Origin of the sequence: Lentzea sp. (assembly GCF_036380075.1) — a bacterium.
Classification (GTDB): Bacteria; Actinomycetota; Actinomycetes; order Mycobacteriales; family Pseudonocardiaceae; genus Lentzea.
Window position 1 is genome coordinate 1 of record NZ_DASVFL010000126.1, and the last position, 16,236, is coordinate 16,236.

Here is a 16,236-nt window from a genome sequence, read left to right on the forward strand (position 1 = left end):
GGATTGCAGCTCCGGTGGCACCACTTCAGGACTCAGATCGACATTCGTCCACGAGGAGCTCCCCGATGTCGGACATGCCCGCGAAGAATGGATCGAAAGGTCAGGCACAGCCGTCTACTTCGCCTCCGACGGCGCCAGGGGTCAAGAACTTCGACGGGACCACGGTTCCCGATGACGTGAAGACCGGCGGAATCCCGGGCTACTACGAGAACAAGTACCCGTGGCCGAAGACGGTGGCCGGAGATCCGGGCGCGGGTAACGGCATCAAGGTGAGCACCGTGGCCCTGAAGACCTTCGCACAGAACTTGCGCATGATGCTGGCTCCGCTCACGGAGATCCAGCAGAAGATGCAGGGCGTGAAACTTTCCCCCGGCGCCTTCTACGACGCCAACGAACTGATCATGAAGGTGACGGGCGGCGGCAAGGGCGACGCGGTCCAGCCGGCGACCCTCGCTTTCGTGGAGAGGTCCATCCAGGCCATCACGAAAACCGCGGAAGAACTCGAGAAGCTGGCCACGGCTTACGCCACCTCGGAGGAGCTGAACAAGGCCACCGGCCGTGACCTCGGCGAGCACATGCAGAGTGCCAGCGACTGGCTCACGAAGGCCATCGGCGCCCCCGTCAGTCCCGCCCTCGGCGCCACCGGACTTCCCGGCGTGACCACCGGTCTTCCCGCCACCGGTAACCCGGCCGCCACCGGCCGCGCCTGACCCGCGACCTCCTTCCAGCACGGGCCGTAGTTCCCGCGAACACGAAAGCTCCCTGACATGGCTGACAACTTCAAGAACGCCTCCGGCGGCCTCGTCGCCACCGGCAGCGGAGCCGGCACGACCCGTGCCGACTACGAGGCTTGGGACTGGAAACAGATCAAGGCGTCGATCTACGGGACCGCCGCGGTCGTCAGCAACGCCAGCGAGGACCGCCTGGCCGGTCCGGCGAATCCCCTCACCCTCTACGACGCCGCGCTGAGTTTCCGCGCCACACAGGAACTGCTCTACTCCATCGGCAAGAACGTGGCAGCTCAGGCGAAAGCACTCGCGGGCGACAACGGGCCGTGGTCCGGCGAGGCAGCCAAGTCGTTCCTCGTCATGATGGACCAGTTCTCGAGGGCGTTCACCAACCACGCCGACCAGCTCGCCGGAGGCCCGGCGAAGTTGAACCCGGTGGCGGAACAGCTGTGGAGGGCGGCCAACCACCTCAACTGGGCCCAGCAGACCGTTCACGCGATCGACCTGCACTACGCGGAGCAGGCGAGGAGGAACATCGGCAACCGCCAGGACGTGATCATGCCTGACGGCCGGGTCGTGATCGGCAAGTTCCCGGAGATCGTCGCCATGATGACCGCGGACATGCGCAAGGTCCTGAAGGATCTCGCGAGTGACTACGAGGTCATGAAGTTCGACACGGAACTCGCCGCTCCGCCGACCCCGAAGCCGCTGGCGGACGTGCCCAAGGCTCCGCCGGGCAATCGTGAGAATCCGGACCTGGACAGGGCCTCGATCGCTCCCACCAAGTTCGCGGTGCCCGATCTGCCTCCCGGCTTGACCCAGAGTCCGGATCTGGTGAGTGCCTCGATCGCCCCCACCAGGTTCGCGATGCCCGATTCGCCTCCCAGCTCTTTCCAAGGCCCGGATCCGGTGAGTGCCTCCATCGCCCCCACCAAGTCCGCCGTGCCCGACCTGTCGCCCAGTTCGTTCCAGAGCACGGATCCGGCCCCCTTCAACGCGAGAGGCATGGTTGTCGATGGCGGGAACGCCTTCACCCCGACGCCTTTCGACGCGTCCGGCACCCGTTCGCCGGGTGGCGCGAACGCGTTCGACCCCGCGAATCTGCCGTCCGGCAGCTCGTTCTCGCCGCAGCCGTTCAACGGAACCGGGGTTCCGAACGGCATCAGCCCGATGCCGTTCTCACCGTCCGCCTTCACCTCGTCGAGCGGTCCCGGTTCGTCCAACGGTGTCAACGTTCCCAAGCCGGGTTCCGCGGCCGGTACCGGCCTGACACCGCTCCAGCGCGCGAGCATCGCCCCGTTCGACGGCGCGAAGACGCCCAACGCGTCCACGACGCCGCCCACCGGCTGGGCCGCGGGCACCGCGCCGCAGGGCCTCGGGCTGGAAGACCGGCCGGGAGCCGGCATGCCCGGTATGCCGATGATGCCGCCGATGGCTCCTGGGGCAGGTAATGGTGCGGGCGCCAATGGTTCGGAGCGTTCCGATGCGTCCGGTCTGATCGGGGGCGAGATCGACCCCTGGAAGAGTGCCGGGGTTCCGGCGTTCGGTGATCCGGAGCTGGGTGCTGCTCAGCTCGGTGGTGAGCGTGAGCGGTGGTCTGCTGTGTCTCCGTCCGGTGTGCCGGCTTCGGGTATGCCTGGTATGCCGATGATGCCGCCGATGGCTCCTGGCGCGGGTAGCGGTGCGGGCGCCAATGGTTCGGAGCGTTCTGACGCTTCTGGTTTGATCGGTGGTGAGGTCGCGCCGTGGGAGAGTGCTGGGGTTCCGGCGTTTGGTGACCCGGAGCTGGGTGCTGCTCAGCTGGGTGGTGAGCGTGAGCGGTGGTCTGCTGCGCCTCCCGTCGTCGGCGAGTCGGTCGGGGCGCCTGGCGTGCCGATGATGCCGCCGATGGCTCCTGGTGCCGCAGCAGGTGTCAGTGGACCGGAGCGTTCTGACGCGTCGGGTTTGATCGGTGCCGAAGTCGCTCCCTGGGAAGGACTTGTGCCGCAGGGCGTCGGCGATCCGGAGATCGGCGCCTCGCCCGGCAACGAGCGTGAGTACTGGGCCGCGCCTCACCAGCAGCGGCCCGGCGCGTCGGGTCTCGGAGGCGACGAGATCGTGACGCGCGGCGGTGTGCTCGCTCCACTCACCCCCTCTGGGGCGAGCACACCCGCCAATTCCCCACGAGGTCCGCGGTGGACGGAGGCGTCCGCCCTGGTGGGTGGTGAGCGTGCGGCCTGGGAGAGCGGACCGGTGCCTGGGCCCGCCGATCGTGACGATGAGGCTGTCGCCGTCGAAGCTCCGCTGCTACCGGAGTTCGCCGTGCCGCAAGAGGTTTCGGCTCCTGGCGGAGCCCCCGCGGTGGCGCTTCCCGGTGTGCCGGTCGAGTCCGTCACGCCGGCGGGGGACCGGGTGGCCGTCGTGCGCCCCGCCGACCGCGGAGAGGACTTCGCCGCGTGGAACACCAGCGGTGCGGTAGCCGTCCCCGTGTGGGCCCCCCGTCCTGCTGCACAGGACGAGGCTGACGGCCATGCGCCGGACTACGCGTTGCGGGAGTCGACCCCGTGGGCGCACGCCACGAACCACACCGCGGCCCGCTCCTCGGTGATGGCCACGGCGGCGACGCCGGCCTTCAGCGACGAGTCCGATCTCATACCCCGGATCCACTTCGAGGATAGCGGGCTGCCCACCTGCAGCGGCGAGGAGGTCGACGAGGACGAGGAGCGCAGGCGCGCTGAGGAACAGGCGCGCGCCGAGGAAGAGGCCGCCGCGGCCGAAGAGGAGAAGGAGCGTCGCTCCGTCGAACTGCTCAAGCAGGAAGGTGCGGCCTGGGCAGCACCTGTCGCGCCCAAGAGGCCTGGAGTCATCGATTGAGCACGGTCACGGTCAAACGCGGACCCCGTCTGGCCGCGCCGGAGGTGCCGGACGACGAGGAGGAGCTCCAGGAACCACCGGTGATGCCGGAGCCCGCCACGCGCGACTACAGCTCCGCGCTGATGGTCGTCCCCATGGCGCTCGGGCCGATCGCGATGATCCTGATGTTCTCCAGCATCGGGTCGTCCGGCGGCGGAACGCCCTTGATGATCATCATGTCCGGCGCGATGGCCATCGGCATGGTCTCCATGGCGGTCAGCCAGCTGATGCGCACCGGCGCCGAACGCAAGCAGAAGCTCAACGCCGAACGCCGCGACTACCTGCGCTACATCTCCCAGCTGCGTCGTCGCGCGCGGGAGAAGGGCACCGAGCAGCGGACGGCGGTCGCGTGGACCAACCCCGACCCGTCCTGGCTGTGGGCACTGGTCGAGGGGCCTCGTCTGTGGGAACGGCGGGGGAGTCACGACGACTTCGGCCGCGTCCGCATCGGGCTCGGTGTGCAGCAGGCGGCGATGGAGTTCACCCCGCCGTCCACCAAGCCGATCGAGGACCTCGAACCGCTGTGCGCGATCTCGTTGCGGCGCTTCAGCGAGACCTACCGCACCGTGAACGGCATCCCGATCTCCGTCGGGCTGCGGAGTTTCACCAGCGTCGAGTTCGCGGGTGACCCGGACGCCGCCGTCGGCCTGGTGCGGGCCATGATCGGCCAGCTGGTCACCTTCCACGCGCCCGACGAACTGCGGGTGGCCGTGCTGACCGCACCGCAGAACCAGGCCGACTGGGACTGGGTGAAGTGGTTGCCGCACACAGCACATCCGACGGCGCGCGACCTCGCCGGACCGGTGCGCATGCTCACGTGCGACCACGACGAGCTCATCGCGCTGCTGGGACCGGACGTCACCGACCGCGGTGATCACGACAAGGGCGTGCTCGCCGGTGCGGTGGAGCCGTTCGTCGTGGTCATCGCCCACCTCGCCACCATTCCCGACCACTCGCCCCTGTTCGGGCCGGGACTGCGCAACGTGGTTCTGCTGGACGCCACCGGCATGTTGCCCGGTGGTGCCAAGGTGCTCCGGCTGACCTGCCGCGACGGCGAGATCAGCTACCCGGCCGGCGAGGAGAAGGCGACCGCGTCCTGCGACGCGCTCAGCACGGCGCAGGCCGACGTGCTCGCGCGGCTGCTCGCGCCCAAGCGCACCAGCGGCGTCGTCGAGATCGCCGACCGCCCGTTCGAGAACGACTTCGAGCTGACCGCGCTGCTGGGAATCCGGGACGTGCACACCTACGACGTCCAAGCCCAATGGCGGCACAAGACACCGCAGCGCACCCGGCTCCAGGTGCCGATCGGCGTCACCGAGGACGGCGAGGTCGTCGAGATCGACCTCAAGGAGTCCGCCCAAGGCGGCATGGGCCCGCACGGCATGCTGATCGGCGCCACTGGTTCCGGCAAGAGCGAGCTGCTGCGCACTCTCGTGTGCAGCCTCGCCGCCACGCACTCGTCGGACACCCTGAACCTCGTCCTCGTGGACTTCAAGGGTGGTGCCACGTTCCTCAACATGGAGAAGCTGCCGCACACCTCTGCGGTGATCACCAACCTCGCTGACGAGCTCCCTCTCGTCGACCGGATGCAGGACTCGCTCAACGGCGAGATGACGAGGCGCCAGGAGATCCTCCGCGCGAGCGGCCACTCCTCGCTGTTCGAGTACGAGAAGGCCCGCCTCGCCGGAGGTGTCCTGCCCCCGTTGCCGACACTGCTCGTGATCGTCGACGAGTTCTCCGAGCTGCTGAGTGCCAAGCCGGAGTTCATGGACCTGTTCGTCTCCATCGGACGGTTGGGGCGCTCGCTCGGCGTGCACCTGCTGCTTGCTTCCCAGCGCCTGGACGAGGGCCGCATCCACCGCGTCGAGGGACACCTGTCCTACCGGGTCGCGCTGCGGACCTTCTCGTCGATGGAGTCCCGCAGCGTCATCGGCGTCGCCGATGCCTACGAGCTGCCATCCGGTCCGGGCAACGGCTACCTCAAGATCGACACGACGACGCTGGTCCGGTTCAAGAGCGCCTACGTCTCGGGCCCGTGCAAGGTGGCGGCGCCCGAGGGCGACGTGGAGAACCAGGAGGAGGCCGCGGCGGGAGAGATCATCCCGTTCTACACCTCGCCCAACCCCGGCGCGCACCTGCTGCGGCCGGCCGAGCAGGACGACGAGCTGTCCGCGCGGGACGTCGTTCCCGAGACGGCCGCGGGCGAGGAGGCGCCGAGCCTGGTCGAGGTGCTGATCAACCGCCTGGCGGGAGCCGGACCGGCGGCGCGCCAGGTCTGGTTGCCGCCGCTGGCGGCGTCGCCGTCGCTCGACTCGCTCCTGCCCAGCGTTCTGCCGGATCCGGTGCTGGGCATGACGGTCGACGACCCGGTGGTGCGAGGCCGCCTGCGGGTGCCCGTCGGCCTGGTCGACCTGCCGTACGAGCAGATGCGCGAACTGCTGGTCGCCGACCTCTCCGGCGCCGACGGGCACGTCGGCATCGTCGGCGCGCCCATGAGCGGCAAATCGGCGTTGCTGCGGACGCTCATCCTCGGTCTCGCGCTGACCCACACCCCGGACGAGGTCCAGTTCTACGGCCTCGACTTCGGCGGTGGCGGCATCATGTCGGTCAGCGGCCTGCCACACGTGGGCTCCGTCGCGACCCGCATGGAGCGTGACCGCGTCGTCCGCACGTTCGAAGAAGTCGTGCAGGTCATGGAGAAGCGGGAGAACGCCTTCGCCGAACACGGGTTCGAGTCGATGGCCGACTACCGCGCGGCCCGCAGAAGCGGCCGGATCGACGACCCGCACGGTGAGGTCTTCCTCGTCATCGACGGCTGGTTCACGTTGCGCCAGGACTTCGGTGACCTCGAGACCAAGCTGACCGAGATCGCCGCCCGAGGCCTGTCCTTCGGCATCCACCTCGTGGTCTCCTCCACCCGGTGGTCGGAAATCCGGCCCTGGCTGCGTGACGTGCTGGGCACCAGGTTCGAGCTGCGCCTGGGCGACGCGATGGAGTCGGAGGTGCAGGGCCGCAAGGCCGCGACGGTGCCGAACCAGCCGGGACGCGGACTCACGAGTTCCGGGTTCCACTTCCTCGCCGCCCTGCCACGTCTCGACGGGTCGACGGAGACCGAGGACCTCGCGACCGCCACGAAGTCCATCGTGGAGGAAGTGCGGACGTTCTGGCCGGGACGCAACGCCCCTGGTGTGCGGCTCCTGCCCATGCGCCTGCCGGCGGTGGACCTGCCAGAGCCCGAGGGCCTGCGAGTCTGCCTCGGCCTGGACGAGCAGCGGCTCAACCCGGTCTGGCACGACTTCAACGCGCTGCCGCACCTGTTCGTGATGGGCGACGCGGAGACCGGCAAGACCAACGCGCTGCGTCTGGTGCTGCGCTCCATCGTGAACGGGCACCGGCCGGACGAGGTGAAGATCCTCATCGCCGACTCCCGCCGTGATCTCGACGGAATGGTGCCCGACGAGTACCGCATCGGGCACGTCGTCAGCGGCGACGCGCTCGAGGACCTGGCGACCAAGGCCGCCGTGTCCCTGCACAAGAGGGTTCCCGGCCCCGATGTCTCCTCGGAGCAGCTGCGCCGCAGGGACTGGTGGGAGGGACCACAGCTGTTCGTGGTCGTCGACGACCACGAACTGATCGGGTCCGGCATGGGGATGGGTACCCCGATGGACGCGCTGCTGCCGCTGCTGGCACAGGGTGTCCACATCGGACTGCACCTCGTCATCGCCCGCAGCAGCGCCAATGCCATGCGCGGCATGATGGATCCGGTCATGAGGCGGCTGTGGGAGCTCGGAACGCCGGGCCTGCTCTTCTCCTACCCGAAGGAGGAGGGCAAGTTCCTGGGCGAGGCCGGTCCCCGCACCCTGCCGCCCGGTCGCGCGCAGATGGTGACGCGCCGGGGCATCAGGCTGATCCAGACCGGTCTCGTCCCGGTCGGCACCACACAGCACGAAGGCGCGACGCACGGCGGCCACCTGGCCGCGGCCGTGTCCAGGAACGAGGGACAGTGACCAGAACGCCGGAACTCTGCCGAATCACGGTGGTCGGAGCGAACGGCCGGGCGGATCTCGCCGTGCCGGCGTCGACCAGCCTCGCGGCCCTGCTGCCCACGCTCGTGCGGCACGTGGTGAGGGACCAGGACCGGGCCGAGGGTAACGAGTACGGGTCCTGGTCGCTGCAGCGCCTGGGTGAGGCGCCGTTCGACCCGGACGGAACGCCCGAGACGCTCGACTGGCTCGACGGAGAGCAGTTCTACCTCACCCGTGCGGAAAGCCCCTTCCCCGAACTCGACTTCGACGACATCGCCGATGGCATGGCCACGGCGGTGAACCGCCAGGGCAACCGGTGGAACCCCGAGGTCAACCGGAGTCTGTTCCTCAGCCTCACGGCCGTCGCGTTCGTGACGATCGCGATCTCGCTGTTCCTCAACTCCGGCACCGCGTTCGCCGCCGTGACGGCCGGTGTCCTGGCGCTGGTGCTGGGAGTCACGGCCGTGGTCGTCGCACGGACGATCGCCGACCGCGGCCTCGCCGCGGTCACCGGCGTCGCCTGTTGCGCGTTCGCCGGGCTCGCGGCGCTGATCGCCGACGCGGGAGTGGAGAACGCGCTGTTCTCGCCGGAGGGCTCGGTGTTGTCCGGTGGCCTGGCGATGGGAGTGACGGCGGCGGCTCTGCTGGTGGCGCAACGTCTCTTCGCGCGGGAACTCCCGATCGTCCCGCTCGGATGTGCGGCCGTCGCCGGGTTCGGTGCTTTGGTGGCGATGTGGCTGCGGGTCGGCATGGTGCTCACGACGCTGCAGGTGTCCACGGTGGTGATGGCCTCGTTCTTCGTCCTGCTGTTGTTCGCGCCGAAGCTCGCCACCAGGGCGGCGCGGCTGCGTGGCCCGCAGCTCCCGCGCAACGCGGACGAGATGAAGATCGACATCGAGCCGATGGCCGCGGACGAGCTCATCGCGCAGACCGGTGAGGCTGACCGGTACCTCAGCGTCCTCACCATCGGCTCCGCGGTGCTCTTCGCGTTCGGGTTCTGGTACCTGCTGCGCGAGGCGGACTGGCTGAACCACGTGCTGGCCGGTCTCCTGGCCTCGGCAGTGCTGCTGCGCTCCAGGGAGTACCTCAACACCGCCCAGCGCACGGCGCTCGCGGTCACCGGTGCCTGGGGGCTCGTCCTGCTCGCACTGAGTCTGCTCGCCGGAATGAGCGACCAGGAGCGGGTGCTGGGCACCGTCGTCCTCGTGGCAGGCGCCCTGCTGCTGGTGATGGCCGCGTTGAGGCCCGCACACCGCCGCGTGCTGCCGATCTGGCCGCACATGGGCGACGTTCTCGAGAACGTCGTGTGCCTCGCGCTGGTGCCGTTCGTGTTGCACGCACTGGGTGTCTTCACCTGGGCTCGCGGTCTGGCCGGGTGACGTCGGGTGCAGACGAAGAAGGACCACGTCCACGCGTACAAGACGCTCGTCGGACGGATGAGCGCCGCCCTGTTGCTGGGAGACACCAACTACAGCGAGACCCCCGCCCGGCGGGCGACGATGGGACTGGTGTTCGGGCTGGTCGTGGGGCTGCTCGTCGGCATCGGTTTCTGGGTGTACGGGCTCCTGAACCCCGGCGGCAGCACGGCGTGGGCGAAGCCGAACGTCATCGTGGTCGAGAAGGAGAGCGGGACCAGGTTCGTCTACCGGGACGGCCGGCTCGTGCCGGTGCTCAACCACGCCTCGGCGATGCTGCTGCAGGGAGGTACCGCGAAGGTCGAGGTGATCTCCCGAGCCTCTCTCAAAGACGTGCCACGCGCTGCCTCTCCGGTCGGCGTGGCGAACGCCCCCGACCCCGTGCCCTCCGCCGGTTCGCTGATGACCACGCCGTGGGTCTCGTGCCTGCCTCCCGCCCAGGTGCGAGACGGGGCACCGAGCATCAGCTTCGACGCCGGCGTTCCGGTGACCCCCTTCGGAGACGACGAGTACATGTGGGTCGCCTCATCCGAGGGCGCCGAGTACGTCGTCGTGCCCCAGGGCAGGATGAAGCTGGCGAACCGTACGATGACCGTCGCGCTCGGCCTGGGCGCCACGACGCCGCCGGTCGCTCCGGAGTCCTGGCTGGCCGCACTGCCCGCCGGCCCCGACGTGAACGCCGCGGAGATCCCCGACCGGAACCGGAAGGTCGAGATCGGCGGTGTCGCACGGCAGGTGGGCACCGTCTTCCGGCAGTCGGTCGGCAACGGTACGCAGAACTTCACCGTCCTGCGCGCCGACGGCCTCGCCGTGGCGTCAAGAACGGAGGCCGCTCTGTTGGAGGCGGCCACCGGCAAGCCCGCCGTGGAGCTGGACGCCGCGTCGATCGCGAGCGCGCCGCGATCGGCGGACACCTCGCTCGCCGGGCGCATCCCCGACCTCATGGCGTCGAAGGCGATCTCCGCCGGTGAGAAGGCGTTGTGCCTCAAGCAGGAGAGCAACGGTTCCGCGGTACGCAGCACCCCGGTGCTCGTGGACCGCGAGCAGGCCCGGCCGGGTGTGACGCTCAAGGGCGGAACCGGCGTGCTCGCCGCCTCCGTGCCCGCACCGGCCGCCGCCGGGGCGAAGCCCGACCGGTACCTGATCACCGACCGCGGCGTGAAGTACGTGCTCGCCGATGACGAGACCGTGACCGCCCTGGGGTTCGGCGGCGTTCAGCCCCGTCCGGTGACGAAGACGGTGCTGGACCAGATCCCGAGCGGCCCGGCGCTGAGCCGGGCCGCCGTGGGCGTGTTCGAGAAAGGACGTGGCTGATGGGTCTGCTGACCAAGAGCCCGGAGACCAGCGGCGATCGCGACATGATCGGTCACACGATCGGGAACACCCTGGTGGTGCGGCCGAAGCACGTGCTGCGGGATGAGATCCGCGACCTCGCACTGGGCCTCGCCGCCGATCCGGAGCACGAGCTGGTCGTCGTCGACCTGCCGGTGGACAGTTCGTTCGCGGTGTGGGAGTCGGCCGCGAAGCTGTTGCCCCGCAAGCGCCGCGGCGTGCGGCTGGTGATCAGCGGTCGCTCACGCGAGACGACGGCGCTCGCCGGGCAGTGGCTGTCCGAGCGGCTCAACCGCACGGTGGTCGCCCCCGACGGCGCGGTGATGCGCGGCCTCGGCGGCACGTTGTTCGTTGACTCCGGCTGGGGCACGGGCTGGGTCCGCTTCCAGCCGGGCAAGCCGCCGGTGGCTGATGGAAAACGTTTTCCGCGGCCTGTCTGGGAGGGCGCGTCGCCGCTGGTGGAGATCATGCCGACCAGCGCCGGCAGCGTTGTCGAGCCGCTTCCCGGCGGTGTGTGGTTGCGCCCGCGTGGCCCGGAGAGCGTCCTTCGATTGCACCGCAAGCGCTTGGTCGAGGCCCTGCCGGCACAGCCCGAGGTGTGCACGGTGGTGCTGGGCTGTCCCGGCAGCCCGCCGATCTCGGTGTACGACGTCATCCGCTTCTGGGGCTGGCTTCCCCCGGAGGTGCGCGGTCGGCTGCGGCTGGTCAAGCTCGGCCCTCTGACGCTACCGGGCACCGCCGCCTACGGGCAGGCGCTCGCCGACGCGGTGGGGGAGCAGGTCGTCTGCTACACCGGCATCCCGGTCGGCTCACGCCTCGAACCGGAGATCTTCACGCTGCGCGCCGACGGTTCTCTCGGCTGGCGCAACTGGGCGGAGGAAGTGACCTACACGCCCTCCAACGGCATGACGCCGGTTCCGATGCTGTCGGCGCACCGCAACCCGATCTTCGGCATCGAGCAGGTCGGCCCCGCCGCCTACCGCTACGCCCCCGGCGTGGTGCTGGAGGTGGTGCCATCCGGGCTGTGGCTACGTCCTGACCGCGAACTGCCGCACGCCCACGCGGTGCGCTCCGCCTTGCCCGACGGGGACCGGCACCAGGTTCTGTTCGAGGACAGCCACGGCGACGTCATCCGCGAACTCGCCGCCGACGTCTTCGGCAGTCTGGAACCCGCCACACGGCAACTGTCTGGAGTGGTGCGCTCGGACGCCGTGCTGAGGCGCCGTGCCGAGGTGGGCGGACCGGCGATGGCGGCGATGGACCAGGCCTCGCCGACGGCGATCGAGGCGCCGGAGTCACCGACCGCCACGCTGCGGCACGATGCTCTCCTACCGGTCGCGCTGTCCCCGATGACCGCCGGCGAAGCCGACGCCATGCGACCGTCGTGGTCGGTGAACGTGATGGGGCCGGCCAGTGCCGGCGACCTCGGTACCGCGCCACCCCCTCCGCTCGTCTCCGAGGCGGGAACGTCTTCCCCGGCGCTGGATGTCCTGACCGCGGCGCAGGTGAGCCCACCTGCCTCACTGGTGGGCGGGCCGGGCTTCCCGCCAGGCACCCCGGAATGGCCGTCCGCAGGTCCGCAGTCACCTCCGCCACTCCCGCCGATGGCCGCAGCGGCCGGCTTGCCCGTCGTGAGGGACGTCGTCCCGCGGACACCGACCGGCGGACCGCTTTCCCCGGTCGGTGACGTCACGGCCGCGGCGCCCCCCGCGAGCACCCCTGGCGAGGAACAACGGGACCCCGTGGCAGCTCACCCGGGCGCGACACCTCCTCCCATGCCCCGCTCGCTGGTCGCCCCGAGGCCTACCGAGCCGCAACCGGTGCTGCCACGACCGCTCAGGGAGGAGGTGCCCGCCGCCGCTCCTGCTGTCTCGCTGCCGCCCGCAGCGACGTTTTCCAGCCGCGTGCAGCCCACGCCGTCCACCGCCGCGGCCGCACTGGTGCCGAAGCGCGGCCTCGACGAGGAACGCGGCTGGATCCGCAGCACCTTGGCACGCGAGTACGCGGCGGTGGCGAACTCGGTCAGCCGGATCATGTCCGAGCACCCCGGTTTCCAGGGGGCGGTGGAACGCAGCACCGGCGTACTGACCGACGCGGTGGCGATCCGGCTCTACCTGTCCGGTGAGGGCCACGGGCTCGACTCGGCGTTGCGCACCGGTTCGGTCGGTCCGCACGTGCCGTTCGCGCGGTGCGTGGTGTCGGGGCTGAGCAGGCTGCCGTCCCACCGCGGTGCGGCGGTCTTCGCGACTTCACCCACCGAACAGGAGTGGGAGCTCTACCGGAGCCGGAAGTTCGTCACCGAGTGGGGCTTCGTCAATGCGCTGAGCGCGCCCTGCGACAGGCAGCGCGCTGCCGGAGAGGTGGATGTCGTGGTGTGGTCGATGACCGCGCGGCGCACGAAGCTGCTCGAACCCGAGCAGGATCCGGTGACCGACCGCGTGTTGTTCGTGCCCGGCACCAGTTTCAAGGTGCTCGACCTGGTCGAGCGGAAGAACGGCGAACGCGGGCGGGTGCTCCTGCGCGAGCTGGCCGTCGGCGAGATCGACTCAGACGGCCGGGTCGACGAGAACCGGGCCTCGCTGGACGAACTGGCGCTGAACTCCCTGCGTCGCTCACTGGATTCCTGGGGCGAGAACGGTTCCGAAACGCGTGTCCCGAACGCCGTCATGAGCCGGTTCGGACTGCTTCCCGGCCTGGTGCGTCTGAACGAGGAGGGGCAATGAACCGCCAGTTGCTGCTGGTCGGGGTGGACCGGCCCGGCGGGTACCCGACGATCGGTGCCGCGCTCCGGGAGGCGCGGGACGGCGCGACGATCAGCGTCCTGCCCGGCCGTTACGAGGAGTCCCTCGTGATCACGCGGATGATCACCGTCGCCGCGGAGGAGGGGCCCGGCACGGTGGAGGTCGTGACGCGCACCGGGAGCACCGTCGTCGCCGCCACGTCCGCCGCTCGCTTCTCCGGCCTGGTGTTGCGGGGCGAGGACGCCAAGGCATCGGTGCTGGACGTGCAGCACGGCGAGATCGAACTGGACGGCTGCCGCGTCCAGGCAGCGTCCTGGGCGGCGGTGCTCGCGCGTGGCGAGGGATGCGTGGTGCTGCGCGGGTGCGAAGTCGTGAACACCGCGGGAGCGGGCCTCGTCGTCACGTCGTCGATGCCCAGCAGCGCCGAGGACACCAGGATCGTCGATGTGGAGTCCTCCGGCGTGGTGGTCACACAGGAGGGCGAACTGGTGCTGCGCCGAGTTCTCGTGCGCAACGCCGGCGGGAACGGCGTCTGCGTCAACAGCCGGGGACGGCTGGCGATCGAGGACTGCGAGATCACCGAGGCGGCCAAACCCGCCCTCGTGGTCGAGCAGGAGGCTCGTGCGGTGGTGCAGGGACTCACCGTCACCCGCAGTGCGGGCCTCGATCTTTACGTGTGCAGCACCGGCGAAGTGCTCCTCGAGAACTCCGTCTTCAGCGGCGCGGGCGTGCAGTCCGCGCACATCGCGGGCGGTGCGCAGCCGCTGATGCGCGACTGCCGCTTCGACGGCGCCGGTCGCAACGCCGTCTACGTGACCGGAGGTGCGGCGCCCCGGTTCGACAACTGCAGGGTCACCGCGAGCCCGGTCGGCGTGCTGGTGGACGCGGCGTCCAAGCCGGAGTTCGGCGACCTGCGCGTCGAGGGCAGCTCGCACGGCGCGGTGGTGCTCGACGCCGAGTCCTCCGTGCGGTTCAGGGGACTGCACCTGGTGCCCGAGTCCGGACCCGCCGTGATGGTGAAGGGCCGATCGCGACTGATGATCACCGACGCGACCGTCGAGGTGACCGCCGCGGTGGGTCTGTCCCTCGTGGAAGGCTCGCGCGGTGAGCTGAGCGACCTGCGCGTCATCGGTTCCGCACCGAGTTTGGTGACGCTGGCGGGCGGCGCCCGTGCGCAGATCACCTCGACGTTGCTGCGTGGTGGTGGTATGCGCGTCGAGGACGCCTCCTTGTCCGTTCAGGACAGTGAGGTGGTAGAAGGCGCGGAGGACGGCATCACCGTCGGCGCCGGCGGTGTGCTGCAGGCCGTCCGGTGCCGGGTGCGATCAGCCCGGCGACACGGCGTGCACCTGCTCAGCGGTGCGAAGGGCGAGGTGCGCGAGTGCGAGGTCACCGGCAACGCCGGGGACGGGGTGCTGCTCGACACCGAGGAGTCCGTCGCCGTCGTCGACTGCACGAGCACTGGCAACGGCGGCAGTCCGGTCCGCCGGGCCGTCGAGCACGAGAGGCTGGTGGTCACCGGTCTGGTCACCGACGCCGCCCCCGAGGTCCAGGCGAGGCCGAAGCCCGCTCCGGCCGTGTCGGTACAGAGCACCGACGACCAGCCCACGCTCGGCGGCGCGATGGGCGAGGAACTGGAGGGGCCGCTCGCCGAGCTCGACACGCTGATCGGTCTCGACAGCGTGAAGCGCGAGGTCCTCGGCCTGATCAACCTCATCAAGACGGCCCAGAAGCGCAAGCAGATGGGGCTGCCCATGCCTCCCATGAGCAGGCACCTCGTGTTCGCGGGACCGCCCGGCACAGGTAAGACCACAGTCGCCCGCCTGTACGGCGCGGTGCTGGCCGAACTGGGCATCCTGGATAGGGGGCACATGGTCGAGGTCGCCCGTGCCGATCTCGTGGCCCAGTACATCGGCGCGACGGCGATCAAGACCGCCGAGGTCGTCACCAAGGCCATGGGCGGGGTCCTCTTCATCGACGAGGCGTACACGCTGTCGAGCGGGTCCGGCGGCAGTGGGCCGGACTTCGGCCAGGAGGCCATCGACACGCTGATGAAGATGATGGAGGACCACCGCGACGAGATCGTCGTGATCGTGGCGGGCTACTCCGAGCTGATGGAGCAGTTCCTCGCCTCCAACCCCGGTCTGGCCTCCCGGTTCTCGCGCACCATCGAGTTCCCCAACTACAGCGTCGACGAGCTCGTCACCATCACGACCAACCTGTGCCGCAAGCACTACTACGAACTGACCGACGACGCTGTGGACGCGCTCACCGACTACTTCGAGCGCGTGCCCAAGAACGAGACCTTCGGCAACGGCCGTGTGGCGCGCAAGTTGTTCGAGTCCATGGTGAACAACCAGGCTTCGCGGCTCGCCTTCGAGCCACCGGGCAAGGACGCCGAGTTCAGCCGGCTCACCGGCAAGGACCTCGTCGCGGAGATAGCCGCACTCGGGGAGTCGGTTCCCCGTGGTGCCACTCCGGACGCGGCCACCAATCCCGTGGGCGCTGTCGAGGCGACTCTCGGGTGGCGGCGCATCGCGGAGCTGTCCGGACTGGACGGCGTGCGGGAAGCGGCCGGCCGCACGCTGCTGGAGTTGTGCGGGCTCAAGGGCCGCAACAAAAGTCCCGGCCTGCGCGCGAACGTGATGCTGGCGGGCCGGCGGGGCATGGGCCGCGGCGCTGTCACGACGCTCTACGCCCAAAGCCTCGCGGAGCTAGGAATCGTGCGCACCGGCCATGTCACGAAGCTCTCGTTCGGGCGCGACCTCTGCCCGCGCTGGCCCGGGCAGGCGCAGAGCCTGGTCGGCAGCGCGTTCGAGGAGGCGGACGGCGGTGTGCTCCTGCTGGAGGCCGACGGGGACTGGCTCGTCGACTCGGCGGACCATCGTGCGGAAGCCGTGGACGCGTTCGTGGACATGATCCGGCGCACCCCGTCAGGTCCGGTGGTCGTCCTGTCCGGTGACAACCGGTCACTGGTGCGTCTCTTCGAGGCCTCGTCCGCCATCGGCGGCTGCTTCTCCGAGAGGTGGGATTTTGCGAACTACGACGCTGACCAGCTCACCACCCTCGCTGTGCGGCGGCTGGAGCGGTGCGGGCACGAGGT

General features: G+C 69.9%; 7 protein-coding genes. All 7 read left to right on the plus strand.

What is annotated here, in order from left to right:
- Positions 1 to 65: 65 nt before the first annotated feature.
- Complete coding sequence (locus tag VF330_RS15695) at positions 66 to 710, plus strand: hypothetical protein (RefSeq protein ID WP_330852328.1); 645 nt, start codon at positions 66 to 68, stop codon at positions 708 to 710.
- Between the two features lie 57 nt (positions 711 to 767).
- The gene (locus VF330_RS15700) at positions 768 to 3,581 is read left to right on the plus strand and encodes a hypothetical protein (protein WP_330852329.1); all 2,814 of its coding nucleotides are present in this window, start codon (positions 768 to 770) and stop codon (positions 3,579 to 3,581) included.
- On the plus strand, positions 3,578 to 7,627 hold the full coding sequence (gene eccCa / locus VF330_RS15705) for a type VII secretion protein EccCa (RefSeq protein ID WP_330852330.1): 4,050 nt from the start codon (positions 3,578 to 3,580) through the stop codon (positions 7,625 to 7,627). Before VF330_RS15700 ends, eccCa begins: the two co-directional genes overlap by 4 nt.
- Positions 7,624 to 9,024, plus strand: a complete 1,401-nt coding sequence (gene eccD / locus VF330_RS15710) for a type VII secretion integral membrane protein EccD (RefSeq protein WP_330852331.1) — start codon at positions 7,624 to 7,626, stop codon at positions 9,022 to 9,024. The genes eccCa and eccD overlap by 4 nt, the downstream gene beginning before the upstream one ends.
- A 6-nt stretch (positions 9,025 to 9,030) precedes the next feature.
- Positions 9,031 to 10,374 carry a type VII secretion protein EccB gene (gene eccB, locus VF330_RS15715; protein WP_330852332.1) on the plus strand — a complete coding sequence of 448 codons (1,344 nt, stop codon included), beginning with the start codon at positions 9,031 to 9,033 and terminating at the stop codon, positions 10,372 to 10,374.
- Entirely contained in the window at positions 10,374 to 13,115 is a 2,742-nt protein-coding gene (locus VF330_RS15720; protein WP_330852333.1) for a hypothetical protein, read from the plus strand. The genes eccB and VF330_RS15720 overlap by 1 nt, the downstream gene beginning before the upstream one ends.
- Positions 13,112 to 16,236, plus strand: a 3,125-nt coding sequence (locus VF330_RS15725; protein ID WP_330852334.1) for a right-handed parallel beta-helix repeat-containing protein, incomplete at its 3' end; no start/stop codon positions are given. The genes VF330_RS15720 and VF330_RS15725, both read left to right, overlap by 4 nt.